This is a genomic window from Aeromonas sp. ASNIH4 (genome assembly GCF_002934425.1).
Taxonomy (GTDB): Bacteria; Pseudomonadota; Gammaproteobacteria; order Enterobacterales; family Aeromonadaceae; genus Aeromonas; species Aeromonas hydrophila.
In genome coordinates this window covers 4,938,211-4,955,955 of sequence record NZ_CP026217.1, presented here as the reverse complement: position 1 = coordinate 4,955,955, position 17,745 = coordinate 4,938,211, and the positions used below count along the sequence as shown (strand labels likewise).

General features: G+C 59.9%; 15 protein-coding genes. 9 read left to right on the top strand and 6 right to left on the bottom strand.

The window, feature by feature from the left end; all coding sequences use genetic code 11:
* Window position 1: 1 nt before the first annotated feature.
* A complete protein-coding gene (locus C2U40_RS23220) occupies window positions 2–625 on the bottom strand; it encodes a response regulator transcription factor (protein WP_024945884.1) in 624 nt (207 codons plus the stop codon).
* Between the two features lie 599 nt (window positions 626–1,224).
* Between C2U40_RS23220 and ecpA the strand changes: the two genes are divergently transcribed.
* The 5 genes from ecpA to C2U40_RS23195 all read left to right on the top strand — a co-directional run bounded on the left by ecpA (window position 1,225) and on the right by C2U40_RS23195 (window position 7,362).
* On the top strand, window positions 1,225–1,800 hold the full coding sequence (ecpA, locus tag C2U40_RS23215) for a common pilus major fimbrillin subunit EcpA (protein WP_011704100.1): 576 nt from the start codon (window positions 1,225–1,227) through the stop codon (window positions 1,798–1,800).
* A gap of 59 nt (window positions 1,801–1,859) precedes the next feature.
* A complete protein-coding gene (locus C2U40_RS23210; protein WP_103828775.1) occupies window positions 1,860–2,525 on the top strand; it encodes a hypothetical protein in 666 nt (221 codons plus the stop codon).
* A gap of 81 nt (window positions 2,526–2,606) precedes the next feature.
* Window positions 2,607–5,054, top strand: a complete 2,448-nt coding sequence (locus C2U40_RS23205) for a fimbrial biogenesis outer membrane usher protein (RefSeq protein WP_233768801.1) — start codon at window positions 2,607–2,609, stop codon at window positions 5,052–5,054.
* 2 nt (window positions 5,055–5,056) lie between these two features.
* Complete coding sequence (locus C2U40_RS23200) at window positions 5,057–6,673, top strand: hypothetical protein (protein ID WP_103828788.1); 1,617 nt, start codon at window positions 5,057–5,059, stop codon at window positions 6,671–6,673.
* A 2-nt stretch (window positions 6,674–6,675) separates the two neighbouring features.
* A complete protein-coding gene (locus C2U40_RS23195) occupies window positions 6,676–7,362 on the top strand; it encodes a fimbria/pilus periplasmic chaperone (RefSeq protein ID WP_181014927.1) in 687 nt (228 codons plus the stop codon).
* A 43-nt stretch (window positions 7,363–7,405) separates the two neighbouring features.
* Here the strand turns inward: C2U40_RS23195 and leuE are convergent, their stop codons facing one another.
* Complete coding sequence (gene leuE, locus C2U40_RS23190; RefSeq protein ID WP_103828778.1) at window positions 7,406–8,044, bottom strand: leucine efflux protein LeuE; 639 nt, start codon at window positions 8,042–8,044, stop codon at window positions 7,406–7,408.
* Between the two features lie 187 nt (window positions 8,045–8,231).
* On the opposite strand from leuE, the gene C2U40_RS23185 reads away from it, so the two are divergent.
* Window positions 8,232–9,452: an MFS transporter gene (locus C2U40_RS23185; protein WP_103828779.1), complete on the top strand. Its 1,221-nt coding sequence runs from the start codon at window positions 8,232–8,234 to the stop codon at window positions 9,450–9,452.
* A 186-nt stretch (window positions 9,453–9,638) separates the two neighbouring features.
* Here C2U40_RS23185 and C2U40_RS23180 read toward each other — a convergent pair whose 3' ends face one another.
* Both C2U40_RS23180 and ftnA read right to left on the bottom strand, forming a co-directional pair.
* The gene (locus tag C2U40_RS23180; protein WP_181014930.1) at window positions 9,639–10,823 is read right to left on the bottom strand and encodes an NAD(P)/FAD-dependent oxidoreductase; all 1,185 of its coding nucleotides are present in this window, start codon (window positions 10,821–10,823) and stop codon (window positions 9,639–9,641) included.
* 83 nt (window positions 10,824–10,906) lie between these two features.
* Window positions 10,907–11,431, bottom strand: coding sequence for a non-heme ferritin (ftnA, locus tag C2U40_RS23175; protein ID WP_016348910.1), 525 nt, complete (start codon window positions 11,429–11,431; stop codon window positions 10,907–10,909).
* A 209-nt stretch (window positions 11,432–11,640) separates the two neighbouring features.
* Here ftnA and C2U40_RS23170 point away from each other — a divergent pair, with 209 nt between their 5' ends.
* A complete protein-coding gene (locus C2U40_RS23170) occupies window positions 11,641–13,431 on the top strand; it encodes a GGDEF domain-containing protein (RefSeq protein WP_103828781.1) in 1,791 nt (596 codons plus the stop codon).
* Window positions 13,432–13,446: 15 nt separating this feature from the next.
* Here C2U40_RS23170 and fabV read toward each other — a convergent pair whose 3' ends face one another.
* Window positions 13,447–14,634, bottom strand: a complete 1,188-nt coding sequence (gene fabV, locus C2U40_RS23165) for an enoyl-ACP reductase FabV (RefSeq protein WP_103828782.1) — start codon at window positions 14,632–14,634, stop codon at window positions 13,447–13,449.
* A 465-nt stretch (window positions 14,635–15,099) separates the two neighbouring features.
* On the opposite strand from fabV, the gene C2U40_RS23160 reads away from it, so the two are divergent.
* Both C2U40_RS23160 and trpS read left to right on the top strand, forming a co-directional pair.
* On the top strand, window positions 15,100–15,534 hold the full coding sequence (locus C2U40_RS23160) for a universal stress protein (RefSeq protein ID WP_010635648.1): 435 nt from the start codon (window positions 15,100–15,102) through the stop codon (window positions 15,532–15,534).
* A 191-nt stretch (window positions 15,535–15,725) separates the two neighbouring features.
* Window positions 15,726–16,739: a tryptophan--tRNA ligase gene (trpS, locus tag C2U40_RS23155; RefSeq protein ID WP_103828783.1), complete on the top strand. Its 1,014-nt coding sequence runs from the start codon at window positions 15,726–15,728 to the stop codon at window positions 16,737–16,739.
* Here trpS and C2U40_RS23150 read toward each other — a convergent pair.
* Window positions 16,718–17,692, bottom strand: a complete 975-nt coding sequence (locus tag C2U40_RS23150; protein ID WP_103828784.1) for a LysR family transcriptional regulator — start codon at window positions 17,690–17,692, stop codon at window positions 16,718–16,720. The genes trpS and C2U40_RS23150 overlap by 22 nt on opposite strands.
* Between the last annotated feature and the right edge of the window lie 53 nt (window positions 17,693–17,745).

Sequence of the window (17,745 nt, the reverse complement as noted above, 5' to 3'; positions counted from 1 at the left end):
GTCACAGCAACTCTTGACGCTTGGCCAGGCTGATCAGATCAACCATGGTGGTGACATTCAGCTTTTGCATCAGCCGACTCTTGTAGGTGCTGACCGTCTTCTCGCTCAGCAGCATGCTCTCTGCAATCTGCTTGTTGGTGTGCCCCTGGCATATCTGCAACAAGACGCTCATCTCTCTATCCGAGAGTGCCGACAAGAGATCTTTCCGATCGACTTCATGGGCATTCTTGGCGCCAGCAATCACATCGCGAGGGAAATAAAGCTGACCTTTCCCTATCTTTACCAGCACTGTTTTCAGCAAGGAAAGGTCATCCAGCTTGGATATGAAACCGTTGGCACCGGCTTGCAGGCAACGCACCATAATATGATGCGTGGCTTGTGCCGACAATATGACCACCTTGATATCAGCATCCATCTCTTTCAGTCTTTTGATCACCTCAATACCGTCCAGCCTGGGAATCCCGATATCCAGAACGACCATATCAGGCTGATATTTCCGCGCCATCGAAACTGCATCAACACCATTATCAACTTCGGCAACAATATGATGATCATCCTGCTGCAGCAGGATATTTACAGCCATTCTGATGGCGGGGTGATCATCTACTACCAATATTTTTGCCATATACTTTCCTGCCATTACTCCATTTGATTCAACGTATATTAACTACAAAGTCAGCACGTGTACCATATGGCGCTTGAATATTAATGATATGTTACGTAGTTCAAGTAACGACTCCTCTCTTCGCACCTCATTCATTTTTATCTAATATTTTTATTTATTCTCATCAAATACTTACAGAGCTATATATTCTTTTGAATCTCTATTTTTCCTTGTGCTCATTCCCACACGGCAACCCCTCCCATCCTCCCCCGTCAGAGGGACACGCCATCTAGATAAGAAAAGCACCAAAACTCTTAAAAATCAAAATCATAAGAAAAACAAAAAACCCTGATAAGAGAATGGACAAGGCTTATTTTAAGTTGCAGACAACAACCATCTTTTAGGACTTTTCCTACACAGCATTCAATCGATCCGAGCAGGTCCGTCCAGTATCTTTGCCGGCGAAAAGATGAGCTGATTGACGAAACATTACCCTTCGGCGATCGGCAAGATTGCCTGGACAAACCCGTCCGGCAAGGTGGAAAGGGAATGCACCCTGGGTGCGTGAAATCAAACGGGTGGCAAATGCCCCCATCAGGAAATGTGTAGGAAATATCAAGATGAAAAAGACTCTGATTGCGCTGACTGTTGCAGGACTGGGCTTCGCTGCCGCCGCTCAGGCTGCCGTGGAAGCCACCCCGGCCATTGCCACCTGGAAGGCAACCGCCAAAAAGGACACCGAGTCGGCGCTGGTTGTCACGCCGCTCGACAGCCTCTCTTTCCAATACGCGGAAGGGATCAAGGGTTTCAACACCGTGAACGGCCTGTTCGACGTTGCCATCAAGGGTGATGCCAGCGCCACCGACTTCACGCTGAAGGCCAAGAAGCTGAGCGGCACCCTGAACCACCTGAGCGGCGGCTCCACCGTCGACGTCGGCGTGCTGTGGCAAGGTGCTCCCGTCAGTACCACCGCCTATACCACGCTGATCGATACCGCTGCCGGCATCACGGGCGGCAACCTCTCTCCGCTGGCCAGCAGCTTCAAGGATGACACCCAGCGCAGCACCGCCCAGGGCTCGTTCACCTTCAACATCGAAAGCGCGACCGTCAACGGCACAGAAGCCGCTTTCGAGACCCTGCCGGATGGCCTGTGGAGTGGGGAAGTCAACGTCGAGTTCGTTGCCAACTGGTCCTAATTGCCGCGACGCACAGTATTCGGGGCCCTGCGGGGCCCTTTGCAATCACAGGAGTTCCCATGAACCTGAAAATGCTGATGGCATGGATGCTGTTTATTCCCGGGGTCAGCCAGGCCATCAACGTTGGTTCCGTCACCACCTTCATCGATGCAGGCAACCAGGATGTAGCCAAGGAGATCGAGAATGGCAGTGCTCAAGCCAGGCTGGTCACCATCTCCGTCAGCCGCATCTCTTCACCCGAAGAGGGCGGCCAGGAGATCCCGATGGAAGTGGCCGGCGAGCTGATGCTCTCGCCCAGCCGACTGATGCTGCCCGCCCATGCCAAGAACAACGTGCGTTTCTTTTACAAGGGACCGCAGGATGGCAAGGAGCGCTACTACCGCATCCGCTGGCTGGACACAGCCCTGTCGATGGACGACCAGAGCAACAATCGCCGCCAGGCGGTTGCCACCACCTCTGCCCAGATAGGCACCATTCTGGTGGTCACGCCACGCCAGCAGCACTTCGCCTACAACCTGCAAAACGGAATGTTGAGCAATCAGGGGAATGCCTCTTACCGCACCGTGGCCTACGGCCCCTGTCTGGACCGCAAGGCACAGGCGCAGTGCAAAGAGACCTACTACGACCTGCCCGGCAAGCAGCGCCGCTTCAAGAAAGTCGATATGCAGGATCCGCAAAGTCATCTTGGCCTCTGGCTGGGTCAGGAATTCGTCGTCGTCAAATAACCCGTTTGTGCTGGTACTACCTTCACCACCCGGTCGAGTGGCGGTGTTGTTTTGCCGAAATCTGAAACCATGGTGCGTGATATGTTGAAGAAAACCTGCTTGTTGCCGCTCTCATTGCTGATGGTGGTCTCCGCCTCGGCCAACAGCGCGGCGCCACTCAAGATCGCCAACGTCATCATTCCGGCCAGTTTTGCCCAGGCTCTGGCAGAAGGGCTGGCTGTTCCCGTTCGTCTGCAGTACACGGATGAAGAAAACCGGCTCGACACCCTGACCGATAACCCGATCGGCAATGCCACCCTGCTGCTGCAGGATGGCAAGCTGCATCTGCTGCACATCGATTTTGGTGCTGGCCAGCAGCAAGGTCTGCTCAACGACCAGCTGACCGCCATGCTCGCCAGTGAAGAGAAGCGCGCGTTTTCTGCCGAGGGCAGCTTGCAGATAGATGCCAACGCCAGCATGCAGCTTGACCTGGTGGCCATGTTGCTGACGATTCGGGTTTCACGCGATGCATTCGGCCAGGCCAGGCAACCGGACAACCGGGTGACCTTGACCCCGACCGTTGACGCCCTGACCGGGGTGCATCGTTACAATCTGGGCTACTCCTTCAACAGCAATCGGCAAAACGGTCACAGCGACTCCAACTTCCTACAACTGGACAGTACTGTCGGGATGGGTGCCCATCACATGGCGCTGGGCGCCTCCCTCTACAACCTTGGGGAGCCAGAACAGAGCGGTGACATCTATCGTGCCATGTACGAGCGGGATCTTGACGATCGCCGCATCGCGGCCGGCATGGTCTCGACCTGGGATCTGCAGACGCTGGGGGTGGTGACCGGTCTGAGTACTGGCCGCATTTATGGGGCATCGTATGGCAACCAGGCCCAGTCACGTAAACAGAAGGCCGACGCGTCCACCACCCCGGTACAAGTCTTCATGCCTGCCAATGGCGAGGTCAGGGTGTACCGTGAGGATCGCCTGATCAGCCTGCAGAACCTGGCCATCGGCAACCAGAATATCGACACCTCGGCGTTCCCCAGTGGCGTTTACAACGTCACGGTCGAAGTCTATGTCGATGGACGGCTGACCAGCACCACGACCCAGCGCGTCACCAAGCTGGGCGGCAGTCTGGGCTTTACTCAGGAGTGGGGATGGCAATGGTGGGGAGGCATGATGGAAGGCACCCAGAACAACGGTGATTCACCGCTGCTGGGAGTATCGCTGGCACGTTCGCTGGATACTCTGGAACTGGCCACCACAACCTATGCCTTCAAGGATGCTGCGGTAGGCGAAGCGCGTGCAAACTGGCAGGCAACCGATCGTGTCAGTGCCCAGTTGCAAACCATGCTGGCCTCCGACCAATCGTGGCGATTCGCATCCAGCCTTGCCCTTCAGGCCCATGACAATGCCTCTCTTTGGCTCAGCCAGGAGAAACTCGAGACCGGCAGCGCCCTGACGGTGAGCAGCGCCGAACTCTACTCCGCCGGCATCACGCTCAATCTGGGTGGCTGGGTCAGCGGTCTCGGCCAGCTCACCTTCAACACCCTGCACGACCGCCAGATGAACAGCGATCGCAGCTATGCCGATTACTACCAGCACCTTTATGCCGGCAAATTCGGCAACCTGTCGCTGCGCGCCAGCCTGCAGAGCGACAGCGGTACGCTCAACGGATTCAACAACAAGAGCATCACGCTGGATTACTCGATCCCGTTCGACAACCTATTCAGCTTTGGCATGAGCAGCAACGAGCAGGGCCAGACCACGGCCAACCTCAATTACCAGAAACGCATGGACGGCGTCATCAATCTGGCCTCGTTCAATGCCTCGCGCATGATGCACGGCAGTGATGAACACAATATGGCGCTCTCCGGCACTCTCGGGTTCGAGAACAGGGTCATCGGCGGCACCATGACGCTGGGCCGCGGCCATGGTGGCGACATGAATGGCAACCTGATTGCGCGCGGTGCCCTGGTCACGACGGAGGACTCACTGGTCGCCTCTAGCCGCAACTCCTCGGGGGCCGGCTTGATCATCAATACTGGGATCGATCGCCAAGGACAGATGCTCGCCAAGGTCAACGGACAGGATTACCCCCTGCATGGCGAGCAGACCTTCCTCGCCCTCCCCCCTTACGGGGAGTACGAGATCGAGCTGCTCAACAGCAAGCGGGGCAAAGACAGCTACGACATCAATACCGGCAAGCAGCGCTACACCCTGTTTCCCGGCAACGTGGCCACCCTGGATGCGAGCAGCACCATCAAGGAGATGGTGACTGTCTTCGGCATACTCAGGGCGGAAGACGGCTCCTTGCTGGCCAATGCCCGCATCGACAACCATATCGGCACCACGGTGACCAACGAAGAGGGTGAATTCTCGCTGGATGTGGATAAAGCCAATCCCATGCTGACTTTCCGCCAGGGGAATGACTTCTGTGAAGCCGAGCTCGATCTTGAAAAACACAGCGGCGCCGCCTGGGTAGGCATTATTACCTGCCAGGGGCTGCCCACCTATGCCATGGTGAGAGAGTACTGATGATGAATCCCGCATATAAATGGCTGTTGGCGATGGTAATTGCCACCAGCTGGGCCTCGCAGGCCAGTGCCGCAGTAATAAAATATAATTTGGTCGATGCTGATCTGCGCCATTTTCTGTTTATTGAAAACCAGGAAGACCACAATCTATTTATTACACCAACCGATTATCTGGACCCTCGCCTGACGGGTGGCAATGCATGGACAACTGACTCCAGGCAGGTCAGTTTGGCATATGCAGACAATGGTCATAACTACACAGTGACCAACTACAACATCGATATGTGGGAAAACGGCCCAGTTAAATATCCGTATATCAATCAGCGTTGCATAAAAAGCTGGGCGGGGTGTGATCCACAGACAGCAGAAGCGATGAATCAACCCGCCTCAGTAAATGAAACCGGATTTTTCGGATTGATGAAGGCTGCCACCGGATATGCCCATGCAAAATTGAGCTCCGCTTTCTTTGACTATCTTCGCACCATGCCTGCCGGGGGCATTTTGAACCGAGAAATGAATCTTTGCATGACCACCAGAATCTATGATGCCGCGGCCGGGGAACGCTGTATCAATCAGGATAGTGGGACCTGGTACGTCAAGCGGACCCAGCATAAAAAAGCGGGACATCTACGTTTCATACAAACCAATGCGATCAGTGAAGTGATCGTCGACAGCAATGGGGCTCCCTATGTGCTACCCGGTTCACAAGGTTGTGAGAATTATCGGCTGGGTACACGAGATGGAGTGCTGTGCCGCTTTCTGGACTACGACTTCAATCAGGATGGCAGCCAGTCATTTTCAGACCCGTATATTTATACCAACATCAAAAATGCGGCACTCAACAGCGCCATTGTTGGCGGTGATGTACAGATGAGTGCCAATCTGACCAACTGGGCTCTTAAAGGTGCGGATTACAATGTCAGCTATCTTAGAGGGCAATCGTCCATTTATCTTTTTCTATCAAGCAACTTTTTCAAACAAGTGGTCAGGTTGGGATTACAAGAACAGCTCACCAGAAATTTGATTAACTTTAATATGCGAAATATCAAAGCGCCGGAAAGTGGATTCTATGAATTCAGCGGCACCACCGAGATCATCATAAAACCACGGGACTTCAGTGTTTCCATTCTATCCTCGGAGGGGGTGAGCAATCCCTACCGAGAAGGCAATGTGGGCAAGGATATATTGAGTTTCTCTTACAATATCTCGGATAGTGGGCCCATCAGTGCAGACATGCTTGAGATTACCGTTTCACAAGATATCGGGGCTCCGTATCAAGGTCTCTGCACTTTTTACCCAGCAGGGCAGGCTGTTCCCGAACAGGCAGTACCTATACCGACGAGATTGGTATTTGATTCGACCAACCATGGAACAGCCTCCCGACATGCGATCCGCTGTGATCAGACGCCGCTGGATATTCGCAGCTTGGGGATTCAGGACAGCCAGCCTCCACAGGAATGGAATGACCCCGTCAGCGGCAAAGGCATTACCCGATTCTACAAGCTGGCGCTGGAATTCGATCTGACCGATCCCATGGTGCAACGAACCATTGGCAACGACCTGTGGGAAGGGGAAGTACAGCAAAGCGGTACCATTACCATCAAAGGGACCTGGCGCTGATCATGAAGAACGACACGCATCGCATTTTCTGGCTCTTGCTGGCCGGCACGCTGAGCTCACAGGCCATGGCCATCGACATCGGCGCCATGACGATTGCCATGGCACCGAACGAAGAGTTCATCGCCCGGACCGTCACCAACAACAGTGGCTCGCCCAAGGTCTACGAAGTGCAGATGGAAAAAATCAGCAATCCCACGGCCACGGGAACAAGCGTTCCGACGGTGCCTGGCGAGCTGCTGTTCGCCCCCAAGCGCTTCACCCTGCACGCCAAGCGCATGCAGAACGTCAAGCTCTACTACAAGGGGCCGGCGGATGGTCAGGAGCGTTACTATCGCATCACTTTCACCGAGTCACCGGCGGCCCAGCTTGATGAAAGTGGCCAGGCCAGGCGCCGTGGTGCGTTGGAGATGAAACTCGCGCTGCAATCGACCCTGGTGGTACGCCCGCGCCAGGTGCGTTTTCAATACCAGCTGGACCCGGCAAGGAGCAGCATCACCAATACCGGCAACACCTACTTCGAATTCATGGTGAAACGGGGATGTCTGCAGGCGGACAGCGAGGCCGACAGCAAATATCTGCTGCCCGGCGAAACCTACCAGAACCCAAGGATCGGCCAGGCAGGCAACCAGAAGCTGATCGTCTACCAATCCCGGTTCATCCGGGTTGGCAAGGATTGCTGGCCTGACTAGCCGCTCGCAAGCGGGCGACCGGGATTGGGCAGAGCCCTGGCCATCAGGATGACAACGTGGCCAGCCGGGCGGCGAAACCCATGAAGAAGAGGCCGATGAGACCGTTGCCGAGTCTGGCGAGGCGTACCTTGCGCGCAAAGAAGCGCGCCATCAGGGTGCCGCCGAAGATCAGCAGGGTCAGATAGACGAAGCTCATCGCCTCCAGCATGCTCGCCAGCACCAGGTAGGAGACCCAGGTGTGGGCGTAGTTGAAGTCGACAAACTGCACGAAGAAAGAGACGTAGAACAGGATCGCCTTTGGGTTGGTGAGGCTCAAGGTGAGCGCCTTGGAGAAGTAGCGCTCGCCGTGCTCGACCACGGACGCCTGCCCTTCCCGCCTGGCGATGAAGTTGGCATGCAAGATCTTCACCCCGAGATAGAGCAGATAGAGGGCGCCCAGGTAGCGCACCAGGGTAAACAGCAGCGGGGTGGTACGAATGAGGGAGGCGATGCCCAGATAGGCGCAGAAGATCAGGATGGCGTCACCGACGAAGACCCCGAGGGCCGCCTGGTAGCCGGAGCCCACGCCGCGGCTCGCCCCGGTGCGCAGCACATAAATCGAGTTGGGCCCCGGCGCTATGATGATGAAGAAGAGCCCGACCAGGTAGGTCCAGACATTGATGACTCCCAGGCTTTCGAACATGTTCCCTCCATGGCGGGTATGCGACGACGAGGTTTCTATACTAATCCGCCGCCCGCCGAGTACAAGTGCCGATCCGTGATCGTTCGCCCCATTCGCTCACAGCACGCTTCCCGCCCCACTTTGTAGTGTCCAGACGCGTCGGGATCAGGCATGTTAAGCCATCCCCAGACTCACAGAACCCGTCCTCATGGAAAAGAGCCTCAGTACCGATCAGCCACTCGCCGCCGCTACCGCGCACGACGCCTTGAATCGCACCACCTATCCGGTGATCGCCGCCATCAGCTTCTCGCACCTGTTGAACGACATGATGCAGTCTGTGCTGCTGGCCATCTATCCGCTGCTCAAGCTCGGCCTCAACCTGTCGTTCACCCAGATCGGCCTCATCACCCTCACCTACCAGTTCACGGGTTCCTTGTTGCAGCCGCTGATCGGCCTCTACACCGACCGCCGGCCCATGCCCTATTCATTGCCGTTCGGCATGGGCTTTACGATGATCGGCTTACTGTCGTTGTCGCAGGCGGCCAGCTTCGGTGCCGTGCTGCTGTCGGCCATGCTGATCGGCATCGGTTCGTCGGTATTCCACCCGGAATCTTCCCGGGTCGCCCGCATGGCAGCCGGCAACCAGCCTGGCTTGGCGCAGTCGCTGTTCCAGATCGGCGGCAACCTGGGGTCGGCCATAGGCCCGCTGCTCGCCGCGCTGATCATAGTGCCGCAGGGTCAGGGCAGCGCGGCCTGGTTCTCGCTGTTCGCCCTGGTCGGCGTCATCGTGCTCAGCCTGGTCGGGCGCTGGTCCAGCCACCACGCTGCCAACTTCCATAAACGGATGAAGGCGCACCTCGGCCATGGCCTGAGCCGCCGCCAGATCGGCTGGTCGCTGGCCATCCTCGGCCTGCTGATGTTCTCCAAATTCTTCTACATGGCCAGCCTGAGCAGCTATTACACCTTCTACCTGATGGACAAGTTCAGCCTGTCGCTGGACAGCGCCCAGCTCTATCTGTTCGCCTTCCTGTTTGCCGTCGCGGCGGGTACCGTGCTCGGCGGGCCAATTGGCGACCGCATCGGCCGCAAGCGGGTGATCTGGATCTCCATCCTCGGCGTCGCCCCCTTCACCCTGCTGCTGCCCCATGTCGACCTGTTCTGGACCTCGGTACTCTCGGTCATCATCGGCCTGATCCTGGCCTCGGCCTTCTCCGCCATCCTGGTCTACGCCCAGGAGCTGGTCCCCGGCAAGGTCGGCACCATCTCCGGCCTGTTCTTCGGCTTCGCCTTCGGCATGGGGGGCATAGGGGCGGCCCTGCTGGGCCAGCTGGCCGATGCCACCAGCATCGAAACCGTGTACCAGGTCTGCGCCTACCTGCCGCTCATCGGCTTGCTGACTGCGTTCTTGCCAACCCTTAGAAAGGGATAGCGGGCCACCCCGCGAGGGATGTAACCCATAAAAAACGCGGCCTGAGCGGCCGCGTCTGAAGTGGATGAGAACGAGGGTAGGTCAGCAATACTGGCCAGCGACCCAGCCGCCGGGGCTACAGCCCCACTGGAAGTTGCCCCCCAAAGGCCGCTATCGCGCTCATCGACGATATAGAAGCAGCCTCCATCAGCAGTACTGGCCAGCCACCCAGCCGGAAGACCAGGCCCACTGGAAGTTGTAGCCACCGAGCCAGCCGGTCACGTCCACCACTTCGCCGATAAAGTAGAGACCGGCCACCTTGCGCGCCTCCATGGTCTTGGAGGAGAGCTCGTTGGTATCCACCCCCCCCAGGGTCACCTCGGCGGTGCGATAACCCTCGGTGCCGTTGGGCAGGATCTGCCAATCCCCCAGCAGGGTGGCTACCGCCTCCAGCTCCCGCTCGTTGTACTGGCGCATCGGCTTGCTGACCAACTGGCCCAGCTCCACCAGCTTGTCGACGAAGCGCTTGGGCAGCTCGCGCCCCAGCACGGTTTTCAACTCCTGCGCCGGATGGGCCTGGGCCCACTCCCTGAGGGTGGCGGCGATGTCGAGCTCCGGCAGCAGGTTGATGTGGATCTTCTCCCCCGCCAGCCAGAAGGAGGAGATCTGCAGGATGGCCGGGCCGGAGAGACCGCGATGGGTGAACAGCATGGCCTCCTTGAAACAGGTGCCATCCTCGGCGGTCACCGCCACCGGCAGGCTGACCCCGGCCAGATCGGCGAAGGCCTCTTTCTCGGCCTGATGCAGGGTAAAGGGCACCAGCCCGGCGCGGGTCGGCAGTACCTTGAGGCCGAACTGCTCCGCCAGCTTGAAGCCGTAGGGGGTGGCGCCGAGTTTCGGCATGGAGAGGCCGCCGGTGGCCACCACCAGCGAGTGGCAGCTGATCTCACCCTGACTGGTGGTCAGCACGAAACCCTCGTCACTCTTGCTGACGGCGAGGATCTCGGTCTGAAACTGCAGGGTCACGCCGGCCCAGTCACACTCGGTCAGCAGGATATCGACGATCTCCTTGGCGCTCTCGTCACAGAACAGCTGGCCCAGGGTCTTCTCGTGATAGCTCAGGCCGTGCCGGTCCACCAGATCGATGAAATCCTGCTGGGTGTAGCGCGCCAGCGCCGACTTGCAGAAGTGGGGGTTGGCCGAGAGGAAGGCGTGGGGGCCGGCCTGATGGTTGGTGAAGTTGCAGCGGCCGCCACCGCTGATGAGGATCTTGCGGCCCGGCTTCTTGGCGTTGTCGAGCACCAGCACGGAGCGGCCCCGATAACCGGCCTGGGCCGCACACATCAATCCGGCCGCCCCGGCGCCGATCACCACCACATCAAACTGCTTCATCATCACTCACTCATCCAAAGAAAAACGGCCCCTGTTGAGAGGGGCCGTCATTGTACTGGCTGAACACTAAGTGTCCACGACTATCAGGCATTGCCATCCATGATGCTGGCAGGAGCGCCCTTGGCCAGCTCGGCCAGCTCCTTGTCGATGAAGTAGAGACCCTTGCCGTCTTCACCCACCAGCGACAGACGGTCGACGATGCTCTTGAACAGCTTCTCCTCTTCATGCTGCTCGGCCACGTACCACTGCAAGAAGTTGAAGGTGGAGTAGTCCTGGGTGGTGAACGCCACGTGGGCCAGGCCGTTGATGCACTTGGTGATGTGGTATTCGTGCTCGAGGGTGGTACGGAAGATGTCACCCAGCGACTTGAACTCGTGGGGAGGGGCATCGATGGCACCCAGCAGCGGCATGGCACCGGTCTCGCTCACGTAGGTGAACAGGCGCTCCATGTGCTGACGCTCCTCGACGGCGTGCTGGCGCAGGAAGTTGGCCGCCCCCTCGAAGCCCTTGTCCTCGCACCAGGCGCTCATCTGCAGGTAGAGGTTGGAGGAATAGAATTCAAGATTAATCTGCTCGTTCAACTTCTCGATCATGGCTTTGGCCAACATGATGATTCTCCACTGTGATTTGGTCACGATTGTCGCCACAGTTTCGTTATGAAGCAACCAGATACCGCTGCCCGAGCTCTCAGTTGTGACAGCTTTTCGCCTCATCCTATCCCCCATACGGTTATAGAGAAGCAAAGAAACATGGTGTAGGTGGATTCAGCCATTATGATGGCGCCAGTGGTCGGGGAAAGGATTCAATGAGATTCATAATGGCACTGGCGCTGCTCTGGATGACCCAGCTGCAGGCCACTCCCTCCTTGCTGAAAGAGGCTGAACTGCAGGCGGCGCGCGATCCCGTCGGCTATCTGCAACGCCTCGACGCCAACCCGCAGCAGGACATGGAGCAGTTTTACGCCAGAGCCCTGGCCCAGGCCGCGCTGGGGCGCTATCCGCAAGCCCTGCTCGACAACGCCCGTGCCCGCGGGCTGGCCAGTGCCCAGCAGGAGACTCTGCGCCTGCTCGACTTCCGCTTGCAGCAGATCGCCCTCACCCTGGATACCGAAGCGCCGGATCAGGCGCTCACCCTGCTGGAGCAGCTCAAACCTGCCGTCGCCGGCCATCCGCAGCAGACCTCCGAGTGGCACGCCCTGAACGGCCTCGCGCTCTATCGTACCCAGCAGCTCAGTGCGGCGATCGCCGAGCTCAAGACCGCCTTTCGCCTCAAGCAGACGATACCGGACTCCACCATCGCCAGCCTGCAGTGCGCCCGCCTGCTGATGACCCTCGGCAACCTCTACGCCGACCTCAATCTGGCGCGGGAGGCCGAAAGTTATTATCTGGAAGCGCTACAGCGCATGGTGCAGCTGGACGAACCCAACAGCCAGACCATCATCCGGGCCAACATGGCGCGGCTCTATATCGATACCGATCGCCCCGCCCAGGCCAGACGGCTGCTGGACAATCTGCTGGCCAACCCGGCGCTGGCGCCGGACTACCGTGCCATCATCCTCGGCTATCAGGCCATGGCGCTCAATGCCGAGCGCGACTGGGCCGGCGCCCTGCGCGCCCTGGACGAGGCGCAGGCGCTCTATCAGCAACTGGGCTACCCGGAAGCCGGGGTGCGCCTGCTGGAGACCCGGGCCAGGGCGCTGCAGGGCAACGGCGAGAAGCAGCTGGCGCTGCAACTGCTGACCACCCAGGGGCCTGCCGGTGCCGGCAGCAAGGCCTTGCAGGCCAGCCTGCTGGCGGATCAGGGGCGCTACCCCGAGGCCTACCAGGCGCTCAATGAATACGTGAACGACTACAAGCAGCACTTCAACCAGACCCTGAGCCAGCATGCCGCCGCCTTCCAGGCCGAGATGGACCTGGCCCGCAGCGAGGCCAGCAACCGGGTGCTGCAACAGGAGAACGAGAACAAGCGCCAGCAGCTGCTGCATCAGCAGAGCGCCCGCCACTACCAGCTAGCGCTGGTCGGCCTGCTGGCCAGCGCCCTGCTGCTGCTGGGCGTCACCACCCACCGGCTACATCGCAGCTCGCGCCACCTCTACAAGCTGGCCACCTTCGATCAGCTGACCGAGCTGCCCAATCGCCGCGCCCTGCTGGAACGGCTGGCCACCCAGTGGCAGCAAGAGGGCCCGCTCACCCTGCTGATCATCGACATCGATCACTTCAAGCAGATCAATGACCGCCACGGCCATCAGGCGGGAGACAGGGCTATTCAGCGGCTGGCGCGGGAGCTGAGATCCTGGGCACCCGACCTGCAACTGGTCGGGCGCTGGGGCGGCGAGGAGTTTCTGGTAGCGGTGCCGCTGCCGGCGGCGGATTGCTGGTATCTGGCAGAGCAACTACGCCAGCGCATCGGTCAGATCGACACACCCCGCATGACCATCAGTATCGGGGTAGCCGGTCGCTCGGCCGCCGACGACGAGCTGGGTCAGCTCATCCACCGAGCCGACATGGCCATGTATCAGGCCAAGCGCCAGGGCCGCAACCAGACCATCCTGGCCGCGGAGCCGCTCAACCTGGAGCAGCCGGAGGCGCTGGCCAGCAGCGTGGCCTGACTTCAGCCCCCAGGCTTAGGGCAGCAGCTCGCTGAGCGAGGCCAGATCCACCGGCGCGCCGAAGTCGACGCCCGGCAGCTCGAAGCCGTTGAGCTGCATGAAGTCCTGGCGCAGCCCGGCAAAATCCCCCAGCGCGTGGAAATTGTCCGGCGTCACCTTGGACCAGAGCGCCGAGACGGCGGCCTGAATGGCCGGGTCAAGCTCGTGGTCATCCATCCGGATCAGCCGGTTGCCGTCGGCCACCACCCCTTGCGGGCCGTACATCTTGGTGGCAAACAGCCGCTGCATCTGCTCGATGCAGCCTTCGTGCACGCCGCGCTCCTTCATCACCCCCATCAACAGGCCCAGATAGACCGGCAGCACCGGAATATAGGCGCTCGCCTTGGTCACCAACGCCTTGCAGACCGACACCCAGGCGTGGCCGCCAATCTCCGCCAGCTGCAGGTTGATGGTCTCGGCGGTGGCATGCAGATGCTCCTTGGCATAACCGATGGTGCCGTCCCGATAGAGGGGATAGGTCGATTCGGGGCCGATATAGGAGTAGGCCACCGTCTGCGCGCCGGGCGCGAGGCAATCCGCCTGCTGCAGCGCCTGCAGCCAGAGCTGCCAATCCTCGCCACCCATCACGGTGACGGTGTCGCGGATCTCCTCCGGAGTGGCCGGATCCAGCGACTGCTGCACCAGCGTATCGCGCTCCAGATCCAGCCCCCAGCCGCTGAATGGCCGGCCGGTGGTCTTGAGCACGGAGCGCACTTGCGTGCCGTCAGGCAACACCCGGATGCCGCTCGCCAGCGAGTAGATCACCAGATCCACCTGCCCCAGCTGCTGGCGGATGGTGTCGATGGCCTGCTGGCGCATCCCGGTGGAGAAGGCATCCCCGATCAGATTGATGGCGATGCGGCCGGCCTGCTCCGCCTCCTTGCGAAACCAGATGTTGTTGTACCAGCCGGCACTGCCCGGCCCCTTGTCGGAGGGGCCCCGCTCGAACGACACGCCGACGGTGTCGGCCCCGGCTCCGAAGGTCAGGGCAATGCGCGACGCCAGCCCGAAGCCGGATGAGGCGCCCAGCACCAGCACCCGTTTCGGCCCGTTGAACGGGCCCGCCGCCCGGATCCGCTCGATCTGCTGCAGCACGGCGGCACGGCAGCCGATGGGATGACAGTTGCGGGCGACGCAGCCCTGGATCTGTGGGTGAATGATCATCAAGGAGTCTCCAAGGAATCAATACGATACGCAAAATGACAGTGCAGACCGACCCGTATCCAACCGGGAGCCGGTGTTCAATGGCCGGCGACGATCTGCCAAAGGAACTGGCTACAGCATAACCAAGCGAGACGGGATTACCTTGATGTCGGGCGGAATATCGGCGGGAAGGCGGCAGAAAAACAAAAGGGAGCGCGAGGCTCCCCAAAGCGGTATTCAGATGCTTTTTGTTGTTTTGTGTTCATTGCGAAGCACGGGCACATCCTATGCCTGTCACCGGCTGCGGGCAAGCCGGTGGGTGTGACCGACTTCAAACTCCTGTTCGATTTATAGCCAGTTTATTGGCTGTCGTGGGCGACAAGCTCCATAAGAAACTCTTTTAAATCCCAAAACTGTGCCAGGGACACCATTTTAGTTTCAGCAGACATTGGTATAGTGGACTCAGGATCAGTGAGGAGAACTCCCATGAATGGAACCTATTACAAACACATACTGGCCGCGATCGACCTATCGGAAGACAACCGCAAGGTGATCGAGAAGGCGGTCGACCGGGCCCGCTCCAACGGCGCCAAGCTGTCGGTGATCCATGTCGATGTGGACCTCAAGGATCTCTACACCGAGATGATCGATATCGACATCGACAACGTGCAGGATCAGGTGATCGCCGAAGCGAAAGAGAAGCTGGAAGCCTTCTTGGCCTCGGTGGACTACCCCATCGAGAAGAAGCTGGTGATCTGCGGGGATTTGAGCGAGCGGGTCAACCAGGCAGTCAGGGATTATCAGATCGATCTGCTGGTGTGCGGCCATCGCCAGAGCTTCTGGAGCCTGCTCACCTCGAGTGCGCGCCAGCTGATGAATACCGTGCCCTGTGATCTGCTGGTCGTCCCCTTGCAGAAGTGATTAAACAGGCGTAGTTTGATTTGCCATGAATATGACCTCATTCCATCACAACTACTGGTGGTGCTGCTCTTAAACAGGCGGCACTGCTTTTCTATGTAAGATTTCCCAAAGAAAACACCGTGACCGCCGAGAGGCGGTCATTGTTTTCATCCCTTTGTCGCCTCCCGGCTCACCCAACTGGAGAGAGTGACATGCACAACCCCGTTATCCTGACCGGCGACCGTCCCACCGGCAAGCTGCACATCGGCCATTACGTCGGCTCGCTGCGCCAGCGCGTCGCAGCCCAGCACCATTATCGCCAGTTCGTGATGATCGCCGATCTGCAGGCGCTGACCGACAACGGTCACAACCCGGCCAAGGTGACCGATCACGTGCTGGAGGTGATGGCCGACTACCTGGCCGCCGGCCTCGACCCGGCCAAGACCACCTTCTGCCTGCAGAGCGCCCTGCCCGCCCTCGCCGAGCTGACAACCTATTACCTCAACCTGGTCAGCGTCGCCCGGTTGGAGCGCAACCCCACCGTCAAGACAGAGATCCAGCAGAAAGGGTTCGAGCGCAGCCTGCCGGCCGGCTTCCTGATCTATCCGGTCAGCCAGGCCGCCGACATTACCGCCTTTCGTGCCACCCATGTGCCGGTGGGCGAGGATCAGCTGCCGATGCTGGAGCAGACCAACGAGATCGTTCGCCGCTTCAACTCTCTGGTGGGCAAAGAGGTGCTGACCGAGTGCCAGCCCATTCTGAGCGACACCGGCCGCCTGCCCGGCATCGACGGCAAGGCCAAGATGTCCAAGTCCCTCGGCAACACCATAGAGCTCGGCATGTCGGCAGACGAGATCAAGCAGGCGGTGTTCGCCATGTACACCGATCCCAACCACCTCAAGGTGAGCGATCCGGGTCAGGTGGAGGGCAATACGGTGTTCGCCTATCTGGATGCCTTCCACCCCGACAAGGCACTGGTGGCCGAGATGAAGGCCCACTACCAGCGCGGCGGGCTGGGCGACATGCGCTGCAAGCAGGTGCTGAACGACTGCCTGCAGACCCTGCTCGCCCCGATGCGGGAGCGGCGTGAGGCGGCCATCGCCGACAAGCGCCAGCTGCTGCGCCTGTTGCAGCAGGGCACCGAGCAGGCGCGCGCCCTGACCGACGAGGTGCTGGCCGAGGTGAAGGGGGCGATGGGGCTCGACTACTTCGCCGGATTGAACTGATCCGCCCCGCGCTGCGCCGGGCTGCCGAGCGCATCCGCGCCGTAGCGTTCGAACGCCAGCCGGTGCAACAACCCCTTGAACCAGCCGATCGCCTCGTCATGGGCGGTGAGCGGGTGGCCCGCCATCAGGTAGACGATGGGGATGTCGGGGTCCAGCTGGTGCAGACGCAGCGGATAGTAGCGGCAGAAGTGGCGCCCGATCATCTCGGGCACCACCACCAGATAGCGGCCGGTGGCCATCAGCGGCGGCACCGCCATAAAGCTCGGCAGGCGTACCCCCAGCTCACGCTCCACCCCGAAGCGGGCCAGCCAGAGATCCACCATGGCCTGGCTATGACCCCAGCTGGAGGTGTGGATGTGGGGCCGGCTGACCAGATCGTCCGGCCCCAGCACATCCGGCAGCTCGCTGCCAAGGGGCGACAGACAGACCAGCGGGTTGTTGAACCAGGATTCGCGCCACAGCCGGGGCGAGAGGTGGTTGGCATCGGCGAAGCCGATCACCAGATCCAGCTCCCCCTTCTCCAGCTCCCGCTCGTAGTCGCTGTCCGCCAGCTCGCACACCTCCAGCCGGCAGTGCGGGGCATGCCGGTGCAGCCGCTCCACCAGCGCCGGCACCAGGCCGTGTTCCACCGAGCCCGGAGTGGCGATGCGAAAGATCCGCCGCGCACTGGCGGGGTCGAACCCCTTGGCCTGCCGCAACCCCTGCTCCAGCATGGCCAGCGCCTGGCGCACCGGGCCGGCCAGCGCCTTGGCGCGCTCGGTCGGCATCATCTCGCGCCGGCTCATCACGAACAGGGGGTCGTCCAGCGCCGTTCGCAGCCGCCCCAGCGCATGACTGACGGTGGACTGGGAGAGGTGCAGCCGCTCGGCGGCACGGGTGACGTTGCGCTCCTGCATCAGCATGTCGAACACGGTGAGCAGGTTGAGGTCGAGGCGAGAAAGGGGCAGTTCCATCGATATTGGCCATGGTCGGATGACGACAATTCATTTTTGGCATAGTAGCAGAT

Bases quoted from the DNA above. Each gene is read 5' to 3' on its own strand.
- C2U40_RS23220 (WP_024945884.1), bottom strand. From the start codon at position 625: ATGGCAAAAATATTGGTAGTAGATGATCACCCCGCCATCAGAATGGCT.
- ecpA (WP_011704100.1), top strand. From the start codon at position 1,225: ATGAAAAAGACTCTGATTGCGCTGACTGTTGCAGGACTGGGCTTCGCT.
- C2U40_RS23210 (WP_103828775.1), top strand. From the start codon at position 1,860: ATGAACCTGAAAATGCTGATGGCATGGATGCTGTTTATTCCCGGGGTC.
- C2U40_RS23205 (WP_233768801.1), top strand. From the start codon at position 2,607: ATGTTGAAGAAAACCTGCTTGTTGCCGCTCTCATTGCTGATGGTGGTC.
- C2U40_RS23200 (WP_103828788.1), top strand. From the start codon at position 5,057: ATGAATCCCGCATATAAATGGCTGTTGGCGATGGTAATTGCCACCAGC.
- C2U40_RS23195 (WP_181014927.1), top strand. From the start codon at position 6,676: ATGAAGAACGACACGCATCGCATTTTCTGGCTCTTGCTGGCCGGCACG.
- leuE (WP_103828778.1), bottom strand. From the start codon at position 8,044: ATGTTCGAAAGCCTGGGAGTCATCAATGTCTGGACCTACCTGGTCGGG.
- C2U40_RS23185 (WP_103828779.1), top strand. From the start codon at position 8,232: ATGGAAAAGAGCCTCAGTACCGATCAGCCACTCGCCGCCGCTACCGCG.
- C2U40_RS23180 (WP_181014930.1), bottom strand. From the start codon at position 10,823: ATGAAGCAGTTTGATGTGGTGGTGATCGGCGCCGGGGCGGCCGGATTG.
- ftnA (WP_016348910.1), bottom strand. From the start codon at position 11,431: ATGTTGGCCAAAGCCATGATCGAGAAGTTGAACGAGCAGATTAATCTT.
- C2U40_RS23170 (WP_103828781.1), top strand. From the start codon at position 11,641: ATGGCACTGGCGCTGCTCTGGATGACCCAGCTGCAGGCCACTCCCTCC.
- fabV (WP_103828782.1), bottom strand. From the start codon at position 14,634: ATGATCATTCACCCACAGATCCAGGGCTGCGTCGCCCGCAACTGTCAT.
- C2U40_RS23160 (WP_010635648.1), top strand. From the start codon at position 15,100: ATGAATGGAACCTATTACAAACACATACTGGCCGCGATCGACCTATCG.
- trpS (WP_103828783.1), top strand. From the start codon at position 15,726: ATGCACAACCCCGTTATCCTGACCGGCGACCGTCCCACCGGCAAGCTG.
- C2U40_RS23150 (WP_103828784.1), bottom strand. From the start codon at position 17,692: ATGGAACTGCCCCTTTCTCGCCTCGACCTCAACCTGCTCACCGTGTTC.